This is a genomic window from Bacillus luti (assembly GCF_001884105.1).
GTDB classification, from domain to species: domain Bacteria; phylum Bacillota; class Bacilli; order Bacillales; family Bacillaceae_G; genus Bacillus_A; species Bacillus_A luti.
Genome location: NZ_MACI01000054.1, coordinates 1 through 14,465 on the forward strand (window position 1 = coordinate 1; position 14,465 = coordinate 14,465).

17 protein-coding genes are annotated in these 14,465 nt (G+C 35.1%); all 17 read right to left on the reverse strand.

The window, feature by feature from the left end; genetic code table 11:
- Positions 1-483 precede the first annotated feature (483 nt).
- The 17 genes from BAQ48_RS12225 to BAQ48_RS12310 all read right to left on the reverse strand — a co-directional run bounded on the left by BAQ48_RS12225 (position 484) and on the right by BAQ48_RS12310 (position 14,458).
- Complete coding sequence (locus tag BAQ48_RS12225) at positions 484-1,431, reverse strand: DNA-binding domain-containing protein (RefSeq protein ID WP_071711285.1); 948 nt, start codon at positions 1,429-1,431, stop codon at positions 484-486.
- 637 nt (positions 1,432-2,068) lie between these two features.
- Positions 2,069-2,977, reverse strand: a complete 909-nt coding sequence (locus BAQ48_RS12230) for a chemotaxis protein (RefSeq protein ID WP_000075946.1) — start codon at positions 2,975-2,977, stop codon at positions 2,069-2,071.
- A 124-nt stretch (positions 2,978-3,101) separates the two neighbouring features.
- Entirely contained in the window at positions 3,102-3,587 is a 486-nt protein-coding gene (locus BAQ48_RS12235; RefSeq protein WP_071711286.1) for a LysR family transcriptional regulator, read from the reverse strand.
- 258 nt (positions 3,588-3,845) lie between these two features.
- The gene (locus BAQ48_RS12240) at positions 3,846-4,181 is read right to left on the reverse strand and encodes a DUF3964 family protein (protein ID WP_071711287.1); all 336 of its coding nucleotides are present in this window, start codon (positions 4,179-4,181) and stop codon (positions 3,846-3,848) included.
- Between the two features lie 49 nt (positions 4,182-4,230).
- Positions 4,231-5,454, reverse strand: coding sequence for a flagellar hook protein FlgE (gene flgE, locus BAQ48_RS12245; protein ID WP_071711288.1), 1,224 nt, complete (start codon positions 5,452-5,454; stop codon positions 4,231-4,233).
- A 17-nt stretch (positions 5,455-5,471) separates the two neighbouring features.
- Positions 5,472-6,050: a flagellar hook assembly protein FlgD gene (locus BAQ48_RS12250; RefSeq protein ID WP_071711289.1), complete on the reverse strand. Its 579-nt coding sequence runs from the start codon at positions 6,048-6,050 to the stop codon at positions 5,472-5,474.
- A 3-nt stretch (positions 6,051-6,053) separates the two neighbouring features.
- Positions 6,054-7,166, reverse strand: coding sequence for a flagellar hook-length control protein FliK (locus BAQ48_RS12255; RefSeq protein ID WP_071711290.1), 1,113 nt, complete (start codon positions 7,164-7,166; stop codon positions 6,054-6,056).
- 10 nt (positions 7,167-7,176) lie between these two features.
- A complete protein-coding gene (locus BAQ48_RS12260; RefSeq protein ID WP_071711291.1) occupies positions 7,177-7,587 on the reverse strand; it encodes a cytoplasmic protein in 411 nt (136 codons plus the stop codon).
- Positions 7,588-7,701: 114 nt separating this feature from the next.
- Positions 7,702-9,006 carry a flagellar protein export ATPase FliI gene (fliI, locus tag BAQ48_RS12265; RefSeq protein ID WP_071711292.1) on the reverse strand — a complete coding sequence of 435 codons (1,305 nt, stop codon included), beginning with the start codon at positions 9,004-9,006 and terminating at the stop codon, positions 7,702-7,704.
- Positions 9,003-9,689 carry a FliH/SctL family protein gene (locus BAQ48_RS12270; RefSeq protein ID WP_071711293.1) on the reverse strand — a complete coding sequence of 229 codons (687 nt, stop codon included), beginning with the start codon at positions 9,687-9,689 and terminating at the stop codon, positions 9,003-9,005. Before BAQ48_RS12270 ends, fliI begins: the two co-directional genes overlap by 4 nt.
- Positions 9,676-10,680, reverse strand: coding sequence for a flagellar motor switch protein FliG (gene fliG, locus BAQ48_RS12275; protein WP_000883983.1), 1,005 nt, complete (start codon positions 10,678-10,680; stop codon positions 9,676-9,678). The genes BAQ48_RS12270 and fliG overlap by 14 nt, the downstream gene beginning before the upstream one ends.
- Positions 10,681-10,693: 13 nt before the next feature.
- Positions 10,694-12,268, reverse strand: a complete 1,575-nt coding sequence (locus tag BAQ48_RS12280) for a flagellar M-ring protein FliF C-terminal domain-containing protein (protein WP_071711294.1) — start codon at positions 12,266-12,268, stop codon at positions 10,694-10,696.
- Between the two features lie 22 nt (positions 12,269-12,290).
- Complete coding sequence (gene fliE / locus BAQ48_RS12285; protein WP_071711295.1) at positions 12,291-12,590, reverse strand: flagellar hook-basal body complex protein FliE; 300 nt, start codon at positions 12,588-12,590, stop codon at positions 12,291-12,293.
- 15 nt (positions 12,591-12,605) lie between these two features.
- On the reverse strand, positions 12,606-13,019 hold the full coding sequence (gene flgC / locus BAQ48_RS12290) for a flagellar basal body rod protein FlgC (protein ID WP_071711296.1): 414 nt from the start codon (positions 13,017-13,019) through the stop codon (positions 12,606-12,608).
- A gap of 21 nt (positions 13,020-13,040) precedes the next feature.
- A complete protein-coding gene (flgB, locus tag BAQ48_RS12295; RefSeq protein ID WP_071711297.1) occupies positions 13,041-13,448 on the reverse strand; it encodes a flagellar basal body rod protein FlgB in 408 nt (135 codons plus the stop codon).
- 379 nt (positions 13,449-13,827) lie between these two features.
- Positions 13,828-14,100 carry a hypothetical protein gene (locus tag BAQ48_RS12305; RefSeq protein ID WP_048557458.1) on the reverse strand — a complete coding sequence of 91 codons (273 nt, stop codon included), beginning with the start codon at positions 14,098-14,100 and terminating at the stop codon, positions 13,828-13,830.
- Positions 14,090-14,458 carry a flagellar export chaperone FliS gene (locus BAQ48_RS12310; protein WP_001149513.1) on the reverse strand — a complete coding sequence of 123 codons (369 nt, stop codon included), beginning with the start codon at positions 14,456-14,458 and terminating at the stop codon, positions 14,090-14,092. Before BAQ48_RS12310 ends, BAQ48_RS12305 begins: the two co-directional genes overlap by 11 nt.
- Positions 14,459-14,465: the final 7 nt, after the last annotated feature.

The window sequence follows — 14,465 nt, forward strand, 5'->3', positions numbered from 1 at the left end:
CGCTAATGTGTTAACTCCCCTGACGTTAATCGTCCGTTAGGTCGAAACGTTAGAAACCCCCACTTCAAGCTTCGCTAAGTGGGGGAGTGTTCATATAGATAGATTAAAAGTTTTCTTTTTAGCTTGGAGAGAAGCCCTAGCCGTATTTAAATGCGGTCGGTGCCTATTTCAATCCCCTCTCATGTTAAAACACAAACAGAAAATAAGAATAAATCCCCTTTCTTTTCATAGCCATTTAATAGATTTAAGACCATATGTGAACTTATAAGAAACGCGTATTGATACGAATTTTTCGATTATGAATAGCTAGACAGTTGGTGTTTGAGAACAAGTGGCGTATGCATGTGACGATTCGTAATAATGCTGATGCGTAAAGAGGAATTTGCACTTAGTATAGTTTCACAAGTAAACCAAATCCCACAAAAAAATAAAAGGGAGATACATAGACCCTATGTATCTCCCTTTTATTTTGTACCCAATACTTTATGGCGTTACCGTCATAACTTGTCCTCTGCGGTCGACCATTATTTTCATGTTTCCGTCTTGTGCGTTGTATAATCCTATTTTATGTAATTCTATTTTGCAGTCTTTCACAAATTTCGGCAGTTGACGAATTTGATCGATGTCGGAACTCGTAATGAAGTTAATGACATGACACGTCATATCTTTAACATCTTGCACAAGTTCTTCTTTCTCTCTTTGTAACCTCTCATTTTCTGCTTGTAGCAACTGCAATTCACTTTCTATACTACGTGCGTCCTTCTCGTCTTTCGAACGCTCTGCAGCCATGCTAGAAAGCTTATATATACCTTCCATAAACTGATACAGTTCATGTTCTTTCTTTTCACTATTGTTACGAATCGTGTCAAAATTATCAACGATTCCGGATAGAACTGTTACGAGGCTTTTTTCATCCTCTTCCACTATAGCGACTTCTTTTACTTCTTCCTTATTCGCTATTATCGTTTCAGCCATCACTTTTTTTATAGGTGTATATTTTCGTTTTCGCCCCGGTTTTTGTTTTTCAATATTTTCAAACGGTATTTCCTGCTTTTTTAATTTATAATACGTATTTTGCAATTGACTTTCTGTTTTTGGAAATATATTCAGTTCATTTTTACTAACGTATTTTGAAATATTCGCGATGTTTAAACCGTGACGTTGACTAAATTGATACACTTCATACAGTAACTCTAGTTCAGACTTCAGCCACGTAACTGCTGATTTTTCATAGGCGCGCATCCCGCCATTTTTTTCTATATCTATTTGAAATAATACCATTCTATTATATAAATCAACTAGTTCTTCATATTTTACTCGGAATTGTTTCTCTATTTTTTTAAATTCCGTTTCTAATTTCATATCGTTCATTTCATTATTTGACATGTTTTGCAAAAGACCTAATACATTGATTGCTGTGTGGTGATACATACTCTGTGCCACTTCCCCTCATCCTTTCACAATTCTCATCTGACTCCCATGTCTTTCAAGAAAATAGAAATTTTTACATATCCATATTATAACATTTCGAAATTATCTGTCAAATAATTAACATACAAAAATGTATAGAAAGTATAAAATAGAAAAACTAAATTTTTTGAAATAATATATGTTATAATCCTATTTCAAAAATAATCCACATAATTATATTATATGGTATTTCGAATGTATTTTCACCGAAAACATTTGCGTTACCACGAAATCTTACTACCCTACTCCAAAGATATATTCTCTTACCTTTTTAAACAAAAAGGCACACTACTTATTGATGAAACCAACCCAAAATCCACAATACTACCATACAAACACTCCCAAAACGTTTCATTTTCCTGCCTATGTAGCGTATAAAATACTAAAAAGGAACTAACCAAAAACTCACATGGTTAGTTCCTTCTCCACTAAAAGAATAGAGGTGTACACGGTTCTTCCAAGCCTCTCTCGAATACCCTCTTGTTCTACTTACCTAACAACCACTCCAGATCTCTGTTCTCACATCGCATGGGGCTCTATTAAGCACTAACCGCCACCACACATGGCTAGTTCCTCTATTCTAGCTAAATAAAAGCTTTTAAAGCACTAACTTATCTACTAAACCAATTAGCTCTTGAATATCTGGCTTACTTACTTGCGCATTCGCCCCAACTGCTTCACCTTTATGGAATAATTCATTTGTAATTAATGAAGAGAAAATAACAACTGGTAAACGATTCATCACTTCATGATCCTTAATCACTTTCGTTAAATGATGTCCATCCATTTTCGGCATTTCAATATCCGTAATTAGCAAGTGAATATGTTCAAACATTTTTTCACCTTGCTCTTTTGCTAGTTTTTCAATATGTGCTAACGCTTCTGCACCATTACTGAAGAAGTTCATTTTTGAATATCCAGCTGATGATAATGTTTCTTCTAGTATTTGACGAAGCATTGCAGAATCTTCCGCAATATAAATTATCTTTTCAGCACGATCTGTTTTGTGCTCTAAACCAGATAATGTTTTCTTTTCATAACCACTGTCACTAATTTCACAAACAATTTTTTCATAATCTAATAGTAAAATAATTTTCCCATCTAGTTTTACAATACCAGATGTCGTTTCTTCTAGTCCCATAGATAATGAAGCTGGTTCATCAATTTGTTCCCATGAAATACGTTGAATACGATGCACTTCATCAACGCGGAAAATTACTTTCATTTGGTTTAATTCTGAGATAATAAATTTCGTTTGATCTAGTGGCTTTGTCGATTTTAAATTAAGAGCTGTTGCTAAGTTAATAACAGGTAAAATTTCACCGCGTACTTGAACAACACCTTCAACTGCATGATGAGATTCTGGCACAGTTGTAACAGGGAATGGATTAATGATTTCACGTACTTTCATTACATTAATACTAAATAGGTTTTCACCAACAGTATATGTAACAATCTCTAATTCATTTGTTCCGCTTTCTAATAAAATACTTTGTGCTTGTGACATAAAGGTGTCGCTCCCCTTCCATTAATTCCGTATATCTAATTATTAAGCTTTATTAAAACAGAAAAGTCAACTACCTATATTTACAATATAGATAGTCGAACGATTCATTCATTTATAAATACACTTATTCTTGTATAAACGATGCAAGTGCCTCTAATAACACTTCTTGCGCTCCTACAATTTCTGTCGGCATTGCTTCCCACTTTTTCGAAAGCTCCGTTTCTACCCTTACTCTTAACGCTGTATCCATTTCTTCTAGCACGTATTCTTTCGTTGCTATATCAACATCAAGTAGAGCAAGTGCATATAGTTCCGGTTCATTTATGTTTTCAAATAACTGTTTCAATACTGCCGGTGCTATATGTTTTAACTTTTCAATATGAATTTCCTTATCCGAGAATAATAACTCATATTGAATAAATGTAACATTTTCTTTAATTACTTTAAAGTAGCAATTATTTTTTTTATCATTCACAAAATAACCATTTGAATCTGCAATAATACTCTCTACTTTACGAATTAAATCCGGCAAACTACTAGCCGCCATTACAGTACGCTGCTCAATCTCACCTGGCGAAATGAATGTAACGCGATACTTATTCTGCGCCATCCTCCTCACCTCTCCTTTTATAGAAATTCAGTCTAATTTTACAACCTTACATTAACCTGTTTTATATCACCGTTTCTAGACTTGGATACATCCTATCGTCAAAGAGCTAAGAAGAAGCAACCAACACTTAGCTTCCAACCTCTTCAACTACATTAGTAGCTCTCCATATCTCTGTCCTTACACACCAATCAAGACTCTATTAGGCACTAACCACTACCACATATCACAGGCTCTCTCTCAAATCCTAAAAAAGGACTTTTAAGAGCTTTTCAGTAACTCGATGTTATTGAACCAAAACGCAATTTGCTGATCCGTTATCCCTGATAGCGTAACAAAAAACTCACGACACTTCATCTCATCCTTAAATAGTTGATACTTCCAAACGCCTTCGCTACCAACACTTACGAAATAAGATTCGTGAATACGACCAATCGTTGCTTGTTTTTCACCAAATGAATACGGAGGCACTTGCTTAATTTCAAATTGATCTGGTAAATATACATGCTCTTCTCGTTCCATTTTCAACACTTGCTCAGCAAGTTCACGTTTATTTTCGAAAAAAGGCAATTGTAAAATTCGCTCTTGTCTTGTCATACGAATAAAAAACCCCTTCTACTTCATTACAAATTTTCTTTATGATTTATTATCGAATTAAGTTTACAACTTCATTTAATACTTCATCTGAGATTTTAATTACTTTCGCATTTCCTTGGAAGCCACGTTGGTATAGCATTAAATCTACGAACTCTACAGATAAGTCTACGTTTGCACCTTCTTGCGCACCACCACGTACTTTTCCTGCACCATTTTGACCAGATACGCCAAGTGCTAAAATACCAGTTGTATTCGTCGCTGTAAAGTTGCCATTACCCGTTTTCATTAAGCCACCTTCGTTCGGGAACATCCCAACAGCTAATTGACCTGCTGCTTTCATACTTCCATCAGAGTACTTTACCATCACATATCCACCGTCAGCCATAAAGCAATCTTTAACAGTTGCCGCTGGTCTACCGTCTACGTTTGTTACTGCTATTGTTTTCTCTGTCGGATGGTTTGTTAATTTGCTAAGATCTATTTTAACTGTTCCACCATTAAATGGAATATCCGCTTCAGGATTGATCGGATCTGGCTTCCCTACCGCATCGAATTTCACATTACCAGCTGCTCCTTGGACCTCATGAAACTCTGTTTCTTTTTTCGAGTCATTACGCATCTTTACAGTATATTTATAATTATGTTCACCATCTTGCGTAAACTCCATGCGCATTGTCCATGTATTACCGGCATCATCGTATACAGGTAATTCTTGCGTAATATGTTTTGCATCAGCTGGAATGTTTCCTCCAACGATTCCTTTTGACGTTCGAATACCACCGATTGCTGATCCCATTGGAATTTGCAATGGTCCCGGAATACCAGATAAGTCAACATTACCAGTTGATGGATCTGCTGGATAAGCAAATACATATTGACCTTCTGTATTCGTAATATAGTAATCTGAAGATATTGTAAATGTCCCTTTACGTGTAAATTCCATATTCCCAGCTTTTGAATCACCTACAACGAAGAAGCCATTACCCTCCATTGCTACTTGTGTTTTACCACCTGTTAACGTAATTGTACCATCGCTATAATCCGTAACTGTTCCGCTCATTTTCACACCGTTACCGATACTTTTTGGATTCGTTCCTGCGTATCTTTCATCGCCTTTTGCACCGACTGAATTGTTGTACAGTAAATCATCAAACATTGCTTTTTGTTTTTTATAACCAACTGTTTGTGCATTAGCAATATTATTTGAAGTTACACTTAATGCATTTTGTGTTGCATTCATTCCTGAAATACTTGTATATAACGCTTTAATCATACTGTATGGACACTCCCTTATGAATTTGTTGTTTTTACTTCTTCAGTTACTTTTTGATTATCTTTCTTTACATCTTCTGGATTCGTTTCTCCAATTGGTTTATCAGATACTCTTTCAACGAAGCGAAGTGATACCACTTTATTATCAATAACGAGCTGTACTTCGTTATTTTCTGCAAGGCGAACTGTCTCTACTTGACCAGTTACTTTGTTACCGTCACCGTCAACACCTCTTACGTACTTCCCTAAAAACTTCATTCCGCCATCAAGCGCTGTCGAATACATCGTCGTTCTTAAAGAGTCAACTGCCTTTGTCATATTTTGCACTTGTTCCATAAGAGATAACTGCGCTGTCTGATTCATCATTTGATTCATATCCATTGCATTGAATGGATCTTGGTGCTGGAAACTCGCTAAAAACAATTTTAGAAAATCATCTTTTTCCATTACACCAGGTGTTTTTTGTTCACTTGCTGATACTCCATTTGTTTGCCCTACTGGCGATTGTACACCGTTAACAGGGACATTACTTCTTTGCGCTCCTGCTTGTAACGGAATATGATTTGTACTCGTTGTATTTAATCCAACTGTTGGCACGCTTTATTCCTCCAATAATCCCGCAAATTCTTTTGATTGTTGATTCTCCTGTTTCGGACTTGCTAACTTCTGTTTTTGCCTTTGCTCTTGTTCTCGCTGTTCTTTACGGTTTTCATCTTTATCTGAATAACTAATTTGAATATTAATTTCTTTTTCTTTTAACTTCAGTCTCAATTCATCAAATATGATTTCAACACGTTTTTTCGCATCGTGTTTTTCCATTTCGACATGAACATCAATTTGATCGCCATGCTTTTTCATAAATACAGTTAATGTCCCTAGTTTCTCTGGGTTTAACTGAAATAAAACACGTTCTTGTTTCACTACAAATTTTTGCAATGCTTCTACTTGCGCTTCCATTTTCTTTCCTAAGTCAGGTAATGAAACTTTCTCAGCACCGCCATTTGATTTTCCTATTTGATCCGTACTCGTCGCTTTATTTAATAACTCAGCACCAGCCGAACTCGAATCGTTTAATGCGTCAACTTCTGGCAACTCTATCTTTACATTATCGCTCCCTGATTCCGGAAGATCTGCATCTAAGTCTTTAAACTCTTCTTGTTTCTTTGCGATATTACAAGATTCTGATTCTACAACTTTCAATACTTGCATCGTTTGCTCCGGCATCGTGACTTTATCTAATGCCATTTGAATTGTATCTTCTAAACATATGGCATTTTTAATATTCATATTTGAAAGAAGCTCTTGTAGTTGTTGTAATTCAGCTGCTGGTAATTCGTTAAGTTTTATATTTCCGTATTCTTTATATAACTCTTGTATTTTTTGTATGTATTGATATAACAATTCTGGCTGCACACGCAATTGCTCAATTGCAACCATTTGCTCTGATACAGCTAACAGTATTTGTTCTGTTTCTTTTTTCTCTTCTTTCTTTATAAGCGGTTCTTCCTTCTTCACCGGCTTTTTTACTAGAAGATACTCTTTCTTTTCTTCTGGTGCTTCCTCTTTCTTTGCTTTCTCCGTTTTCGGTCTTGTTTTATTTTCACTTCTCATCGTTTGATCAAATGTAGAATCTTCACGTTTCGGCTGTATTTCAAGACCTTTTTCTTCTTGCGGAGGTAAACTTTGTTTCACCGGTAATACAAACTGTAACACAACTTCCACCTCATCTATTTATACACATTTTTAAATCAAGAAGCATCTTTTCTTCTAACTTTTCTTGCGCTTTCGCAAGCTTCTTACAATCTTCTTGATACATTTCATCAATAACACGTTCTTTTTCTTTCATTTTTTCTAAAAGGCTTTCATTTTTTTGAATAAAACCTTCCGTTTTTTTAATTTTCCGATTCCATTCTTCTATTCTCTCAGGCGAAAATGTATGTGAAGACAACATGCCAGCCATGATAGGTTGCCTTGTTTGTACGACTTTACTTCGCGATTTCACAACATACAAATCATATTCTTTTTTTTGCTCTATTTTTCTTTTTTCAGATGTTAGTTCGTACACTTCTTTTAAAATATGTTCTTTTTCTTGATTCATCTGCAATTTTATCGTGTCGTACTGCTGTTTATCCACCTATTTTCATAGCCCCTTCCTATTATAACGCTCTCTTTTTCTATTATATAGTTTTTTTACGAAAAAATCTGTGAAATATTAAAAAACAAAAATAAGACCCCAAAACGCGAGGTCTTATACAATATGATGCATTGCTTGGACAATATCCTCAAAATGAAAACAATCCGCTCGTCCTTGTTTTAAAAACGTATTTATACTTTCTACTTTATTTTTGCATTCAAAAATATAAGCATTTTCTTCATTTTCTTGAATTGTTCCTAATTTGAAATACAATTCATTTTCTTTATAAATCGATAAGATTTTTCTCATTTCATTTGCAAATTGCCAATGATTCGGTGATACGATTTCTTCCATAATCCTACTTACTGAATCTAATACGGAAATAGCTGGATAATGACTAAGCGTTGCAAGCTCACGCTTTAATACGATATGCCCATCTAAAATACCACGTGCTAAATCTGGTACTGGGCCATTTAAGTCGTCCCCATCAACAAGCACTGTATATATACCTGTTATTGATCCTTTTTGTGTTTTTCCAGACCGTTCTAACAGTTTCTTCATATAACTTTCCATCAAGAGCGTTTTACCACCTATCGGTAACTCTTTAACAGCAATATCAACACTTCGGCGGGCATCAGCAAAACGGGTAACCGAATCCATCATGAGTAATACATTATTGCCTTGGTCGCGAAAATATTCAGCAATAGATGTTGCAAGCTTAGCGGCGCGAAGTTGCATGAGATGGCTTTCATCTGATGTTGCTACAACTACGACACTTTTTTTCATTCCTTCTTCGCCTAGTTCTTTTCGGATAAAGTCTTTTACTTCTCGGCCACGCTCTCCTACTAAACTAATAACATTAATATCAGCTTTCGCGTTTTTCGCAATCATTCCAAGTAAAGTAGATTTACCTACACCAGATCCAGCGAAAATACCAATTTTTTGACCGATTCCAATTGTTAGCATAGAATCTATCGATTTAATTCCCGTCTCAAATACATCGGTAATTTCTTCACGCTCAAATGCATGTATAGGCGGGGCATCTAATTTTATTTTCTGGAGTGGTATGTTTTCAGCGTTCTCATTTAACACTTCACCATTTGCGCTTAACACTTTTCCAAGCAAATGATTACCACGAGGTACAGCAACATCTTCAGCAATTAATGTGACCGAATCTCCGTAACATACTTTTTCAGTCTGTTCGAATGGGAGTAACATATTATTTTCTTTTTCAATCGCAATTACTTCGCATAAGACATTATGTTCTCCAACGAGGCAAACATCCCCAATCTTCGCTTTCGGCCCTTTCGCTACGAAAAACTGCTCTTGTACACTATGAACTTTACCAACTTTCGTATACAGCGGTGTTTCAATGAACGTGTTCCATTTATCATTCTCATTCATTAAAAGCCTGTTCATACGTTTTGCTCCTCAAATACTTTCTCTTCTTCCCATTTCTGACGAAGTTTCGCAAATATAGGCGCAAATTTAAATTCGAAAAATTCCTTTTCTTCTTCCAGAACAAATTCACCAAATTGTAAGGAGAAATCATACTTCCATTCAACTAATTGCAAAAGCCAATATTCTTTCGTATTTTCTTTCTCTTCTTGAATGCGTTCAAATGTTTCTGGATGTACTGTAATGATTAATTTTTCAAATGAAGTAGGCAATGTTTGAACAATGCCAGTTAAAATTGGTAAAACATCTAGTAATCGTGAATCTACCGCTTGATTCACAATTTTTTCCGCTAACTGGAAGGATTGATCCCATAGTAATTCTGTCCATTCAAACGCTATTTCTTGTTGTTCTTTTTGAAACTGAATACGCGCTGCTTCCATCTGTTCCATTTGCTCATGGATGTGCTTTTGAAATTCTTCTTTCCCTTGCATCAACTGCTGTTGCTCTCGTTCTAACGTTTGCTGCTCTTTCCTTAGTTGACCCATTTCAACATGTAATGCATCTTGCTGCGCACGAAGTTCTACATGATCAACTTGCACTTCTTCCTCTATATGAACTGAGGCTGGCTTTGGAAATTGTAATTCATACGTCTCTTCAGAAAAAGAAACAGAATTCTTCGGAATTCTGTTTTTAAATAAGGACATCATCTTCACCTCTTTGAATGATAATTCTTCCTTCTTTCTCTAACTTTTTCACTGTACCTGTAATCGTCTGCTGTGCTTTTTCAGCATCTGTCATCTTAAGTGGTCCTAAACCATCTAATTCTTCTAAAATCATCTCTTTACGATTCATAGACATACATGTAAATAGTTTCTCTTTAATTTCTTCTTTTGCAATTTTAAGTGCTTTTGCGATAACACCATTATCTGTAATTTCCTCTAATACACGGCGAAGCGCAAGATCTTCAAGGCCGAGTAAGTCTTCAAAGACAAACATGTTTTCTTTAATTTTTTCAGATAGTTCATAGTCCATCTCATCCAGCTTTTGAAAGACTGTTTTTTCAACACCTCGTGAAACGTTATTTAAAATGTTCACAATTGTTTTCAAGCCATCTGTTTTATTAATTGCACTAAATGCCATATTATTTAATTTCGCTTTTAATAATTCACTAATTTGATTAATTAATTCGCCATCTACTTGTTCTAGCTTTGCAATACCCATTACTGTTTCTACTCGTTTATAATCTGGTAATCTCTCAATTAATTGAGAAGCAAGCTGCGGCTTAATATAAGAAGCAATAATCGCAATCGTCTGCGGTGATTCATCATTAAGTACTGTAAGAAGTGGTTCTAAATCTGTTAGTGAATTTAAGAATTCAAATGGATTATCTTTGTTATACCAAAGGTCTTCCAATAATTTTTCTAGTTCGTCTTCTGGCATATTTTTAAATATGCGACGAATATACTCTTTATCCGGAGTGACTAGATTCAATTCTTTTACATTTAGTTCATATAAGAACTCCCCTAGTACATTTTCTAATGTTTCTGGTTTATATACACGAAACTTCGCGATTTCACGAAGTAATACTTCTTTTTCCTCAGCTGTCATATATTCAATGACTTTTGCTGCCACCTCTTCATCTAATGTACGAATGAGGATGGCAGCTTTTTCTTTGGAGGAGATTCCATCTAACATCGTTGTTCCTCCCTTACTGTCCGTTTAACCATTTTTTAATAACTTTTGCAGTACCTTCTACATGTTCCTTCGTAGCATCTTGCACTTGTTCATCTAACGTTGGTTCTTTCGGTTTTTCTAGTTCAGGTTTTGGTTCAGGCTCTATTTTTTCTTCAGGAATTTCCATAATACTTTCACTACTTGCTGCAACTTCATCTTCTACTAAGTATTCTTCATATTCCTCTTCTTCTTTCTTTTTCTTACGTCTCGCTAGGAAGAACCATACTAAACCAACAAGCGCTAGCAAGCCACCTGTAATTCCACCGATTAGCCACCAGTTCAAGCCACTTTCTTCTTGTTTTTTCGGCTCTTCTGCTTTTGGTTGATCAAATTGAACTGTTACAACGTTAACTTGTCCATTTGTAAAGTTTCCGTTCGGATCAGCTTGCAGTCCTGCTGCTGTTCCGATTGCTTCTTTAAACGTTGTCATATCGATTCTTCTTTTTACTAACGTATCATTATCTACCCATACTACAACATTTGTTTTCGTCAATTCTGGGTGTTTCTTAATCGTTTCAACTGTTTTATCTATTTCATAGTTTTCGATTTTGTTACCGTTTTTATTATCGTAGACGATTTTACCATTTTGATTATTGTTCGTACCGTAGTTTGGTACTTCACCGTTCGCTGTAATACCAGCATCTTGCTTCGCATCTGCACCTTCTTGGGCAGTAGAACTTTCTTCTTTCTCTTGTTTACTACGAAGTACACCTTTATCACCATATTTTTCTGACTGACGTGTTACTTCATCATAATTTACGGTAACTTTCGTATTCACTTTATATTCATTTGGTTTAAACATCGTCATTAGCGTTGCATCAATATCTTGTTTTAACTTACCTTCAATTTGATGTTGCATCTCAACTTCTTTTTCATAAGACGAAGAACTGTTAGCATTCGCTGCATCCGCTCCTTTTGAGATTACACCTTTTTTACTATCTATTACACTTACTTCTTCCGGCTTTACACCAGGAACTGCCGCACTAATCATTTGCTGTATACCCGCAACTTGATCAGCTGTTAAAAGTTGTCCACGTTTCACACCAACAGTAATTGCCGCTGTTCCTTTCGCTTTTTCCTCATCAAAAATCGTTTCTTTTTCAGGTAACGTAATTTGCACATTTGCCGTTTCAACTGTTGCAAAGTTTCTTACAATATCTTGCTCCAATTGCTTTTTCGTACCGACAATTTGCTTCATTTTTTTATCTTGCTCACTTGAACCGAGCGAGCTTTCTAATAAAATTTCCTCACCGCTTTTCGAATTAAACGGTAAGCCCATTCCATTCATTTCTTTTCGAACCCATGGAGCATCATTCTTTTGCACACGAATCGAACCATCGGCTGCTAATTGATAATCAACACCTAGCTTCGATAATTCTGCTGTAATCTCTTGTTTGTCTGCATCATTTAAATTTTGATATACAACAACATATTTATCCGGCAAGGTGAAGTATAAAAGTGCTCCTGTTACAATGGCTAAAAGTGCAGCACCAATTACTAATTTATGCCACGTTTTTAACGATTGGAAAACATTTCTTATCTTTTCCATTTAAACACACCCGTCCACTTTCCTAAATTTGCATATTAATTAGCGACTTATAATTTTCAATAAGATTATCACGCACAAGAGCTGCAGTTTTCATTTGTGATTCAGCTTTTTTTTGCTGAATTAAAACGTCATGTGTTTCTCCTACCCCTTTTGTTAATAAATCATATACCGCTGTTTGGGCATTGTTTTGCGTTTGATTCATATCTTCCAATAAATCAATAAACTTTTTCCCTTCAACTACAGATGTTTGCGAAGGTTTAGAAGCGCCAATTGTCTGAATCGCTCCAAATGGCTGTGTCTGTATCAATGGTTGAATTTTCATTTCTCGTCTTCTCCCTTATCCTCTGCCAATCTCTAAATCTTTATCGAGCATTTTTTTGTTCGCATTTAATACACTTGTATTTGCTTCATACATTTTTTGAGCAATCATTACATTCGTCATTTCAGCTGTCACATCAATGTTCGGATAACGTACATATCCTTCTTCATTTGCATGCGGATGCGTCGGATCATACACTAAATTTTCAGCTTTATCTGCTTCAATACTTTTTATTTTCACTCCATTTGCAGGAGTACTGTTTAACATATTTGCAAAACTATTGTTTGATTCTAGCACTACACTACGGCGCTCATACAAATCTGCTCCTGGTGCTGCAGTCGTATTTGCATTTACGATATTATTAGAAGTAACTTCCATCCATTTTCGTGCTGTAGTAAGCCCTGAACCGCTTGCATTAATTGCCTGAAACATAAGTTGCCTCTCCCTCTATTCTTAACGTCCACGCGCTGCCTGGTTAATTGCATATTGCGTATTAATCGCGTTAATTGAAATACCGTATAATTGATTTGCTTTCATTAAATCTAGCATTTCTGTTGATACATCAACACTATTTCCATCTTTATTCATTTGCATTGATTTCGTTTGAATCTTTGCATATGTATTTTTCATATTTACTGTTGGTAAGTGCATTTCATTCGTTTGATATAAATCTGGATTGCTTTTTAAATCTGAAGGATTACTTTTATATAATGCACTACTTTTATTCATCTGTTCAGCAAATGTTACATCTTGTGCTTGATAGCCAGGTGTATTTGCATTTGCAATATTACTAGAAACAGCATTTCGTTTCGTCACTAAATAATTCATATAGTGGCTTACATCACTTACTAAATCTGGCATATTCAACATCCTTTCTTTTCCACTTGGCTATTTCGAACATCATTATCCACTAATAGAAGTTTCACTTCATTATTTATTTTCTTATATGTATTTATTAAAATATTAACTGTTATGTACCCTTACATATTTTATTCCATTTTTCCATTGTTGTCTTTAGAAAAATACAAAAATATAAAAAAGAATGAAAAAAACTGTATACACGTAGTAATCTATGGCTCATTTCGATATATGTACTACAAACTAACATCCATTTTTATATTGTTATAGAGAACTACTATTTTTTTCACTACAGCCATGAAGAGAAACCTCAATCAGCGGAACTCCTAAATAAAGGGATGGATTCCCTTTCAAGAAGGGAACCCTTTTCCATACTTTATATTTAATATTTACCGTAAAATGAATTAGCTTTCATTCGCCCATCATTTGTCATAATCATTTCTTCCAAAATCTTCTGCTTATCTCGAATGTGCTGAGCTGCCTTAATAATAAATGGACTTACTTCCGCTGCAACTTGTGCGCGTGTTTCTTCATCCAATGTCATCATCCAGCGATTTAACATTGTACTCTTCTCAGCAAACTCTTCATCTGACACTTGCAATTCACCGATTTCATTAAAACAGCCGACAAATGCTCGATAAATATCATTGTTCATTTTCGAGTGCTCCGCGGTAACCATCTATTAAATCTTGTAATACTTTCACAATCGTATCGATATCTTTTGCTTCACGTGTTACTTTCATTGTTTGAATTTGAATGCTAATCCAATCATATAAGCCAAATAGACTATCATATAAATCTTTCGTAATTTCAGGATTTAATTGCAACTTTAATTCTTCAAAAATACGCTCTAACTTTTCAAGAAGCGCATCACCTTCTTGTAGTTTAAAAGTATGTAAAAGCTCTTCTAAATTACGAAATTCTACAATACATCTTTCATAAATAAAAATTGTATTTTTAATTGGATTACTCGTCATAATATCATTTTGCATATAACGTTGCCATGCTTGCATACAATCA

What these genes read in the sequence shown, in the direction of transcription:
- BAQ48_RS12235 (WP_071711286.1), bottom strand. Translation starts at nt 3,587, where the DNA reads ATGGCGCAGAATAAGTATCGCGTTACATTCATTTCGCCAGGTGAGATT.
- flgC (WP_071711296.1), bottom strand. Translation starts at nt 13,019, where the DNA reads ATGTTTCAGGCAATTAATGCAAGCGGTTCAGGGCTTACTACAGCACGA.
- fliG (WP_000883983.1), bottom strand. Translation starts at nt 10,680, where the DNA reads ATGTTAGATGGAATCTCCTCCAAAGAAAAAGCTGCCATCCTCATTCGT.
- flgB (WP_071711297.1), bottom strand. Translation starts at nt 13,448, where the DNA reads ATGCCAGATTTAGTAAGTGATGTAAGCCACTATATGAATTATTTAGTG.
- fliI (WP_071711292.1), bottom strand. Translation starts at nt 9,006, where the DNA reads ATGAACAGGCTTTTAATGAATGAGAATGATAAATGGAACACGTTCATT.
- BAQ48_RS12270 (WP_071711293.1), bottom strand. Translation starts at nt 9,689, where the DNA reads ATGTCCTTATTTAAAAACAGAATTCCGAAGAATTCTGTTTCTTTTTCT.
- BAQ48_RS12225 (WP_071711285.1), bottom strand. Translation starts at nt 1,431, where the DNA reads ATGTATCACCACACAGCAATCAATGTATTAGGTCTTTTGCAAAACATG.
- BAQ48_RS12305 (WP_048557458.1), bottom strand. Translation starts at nt 14,100, where the DNA reads ATGAACAATGATATTTATCGAGCATTTGTCGGCTGTTTTAATGAAATC.
- BAQ48_RS12240 (WP_071711287.1), bottom strand. Translation starts at nt 4,181, where the DNA reads ATGACAAGACAAGAGCGAATTTTACAATTGCCTTTTTTCGAAAATAAA.
- BAQ48_RS12310 (WP_001149513.1), bottom strand. Translation starts at nt 14,458, where the DNA reads ATGCAAGCATGGCAACGTTATATGCAAAATGATATTATGACGAGTAAT.
- BAQ48_RS12230 (WP_000075946.1), bottom strand. Translation starts at nt 2,977, where the DNA reads ATGTCACAAGCACAAAGTATTTTATTAGAAAGCGGAACAAATGAATTA.
- fliE (WP_071711295.1), bottom strand. Translation starts at nt 12,590, where the DNA reads ATGAAAATTCAACCATTGATACAGACACAGCCATTTGGAGCGATTCAG.
- BAQ48_RS12280 (WP_071711294.1), bottom strand. Translation starts at nt 12,268, where the DNA reads ATGGAAAAGATAAGAAATGTTTTCCAATCGTTAAAAACGTGGCATAAA.
- flgE (WP_071711288.1), bottom strand. Translation starts at nt 5,454, where the DNA reads ATGATTAAAGCGTTATATACAAGTATTTCAGGAATGAATGCAACACAA.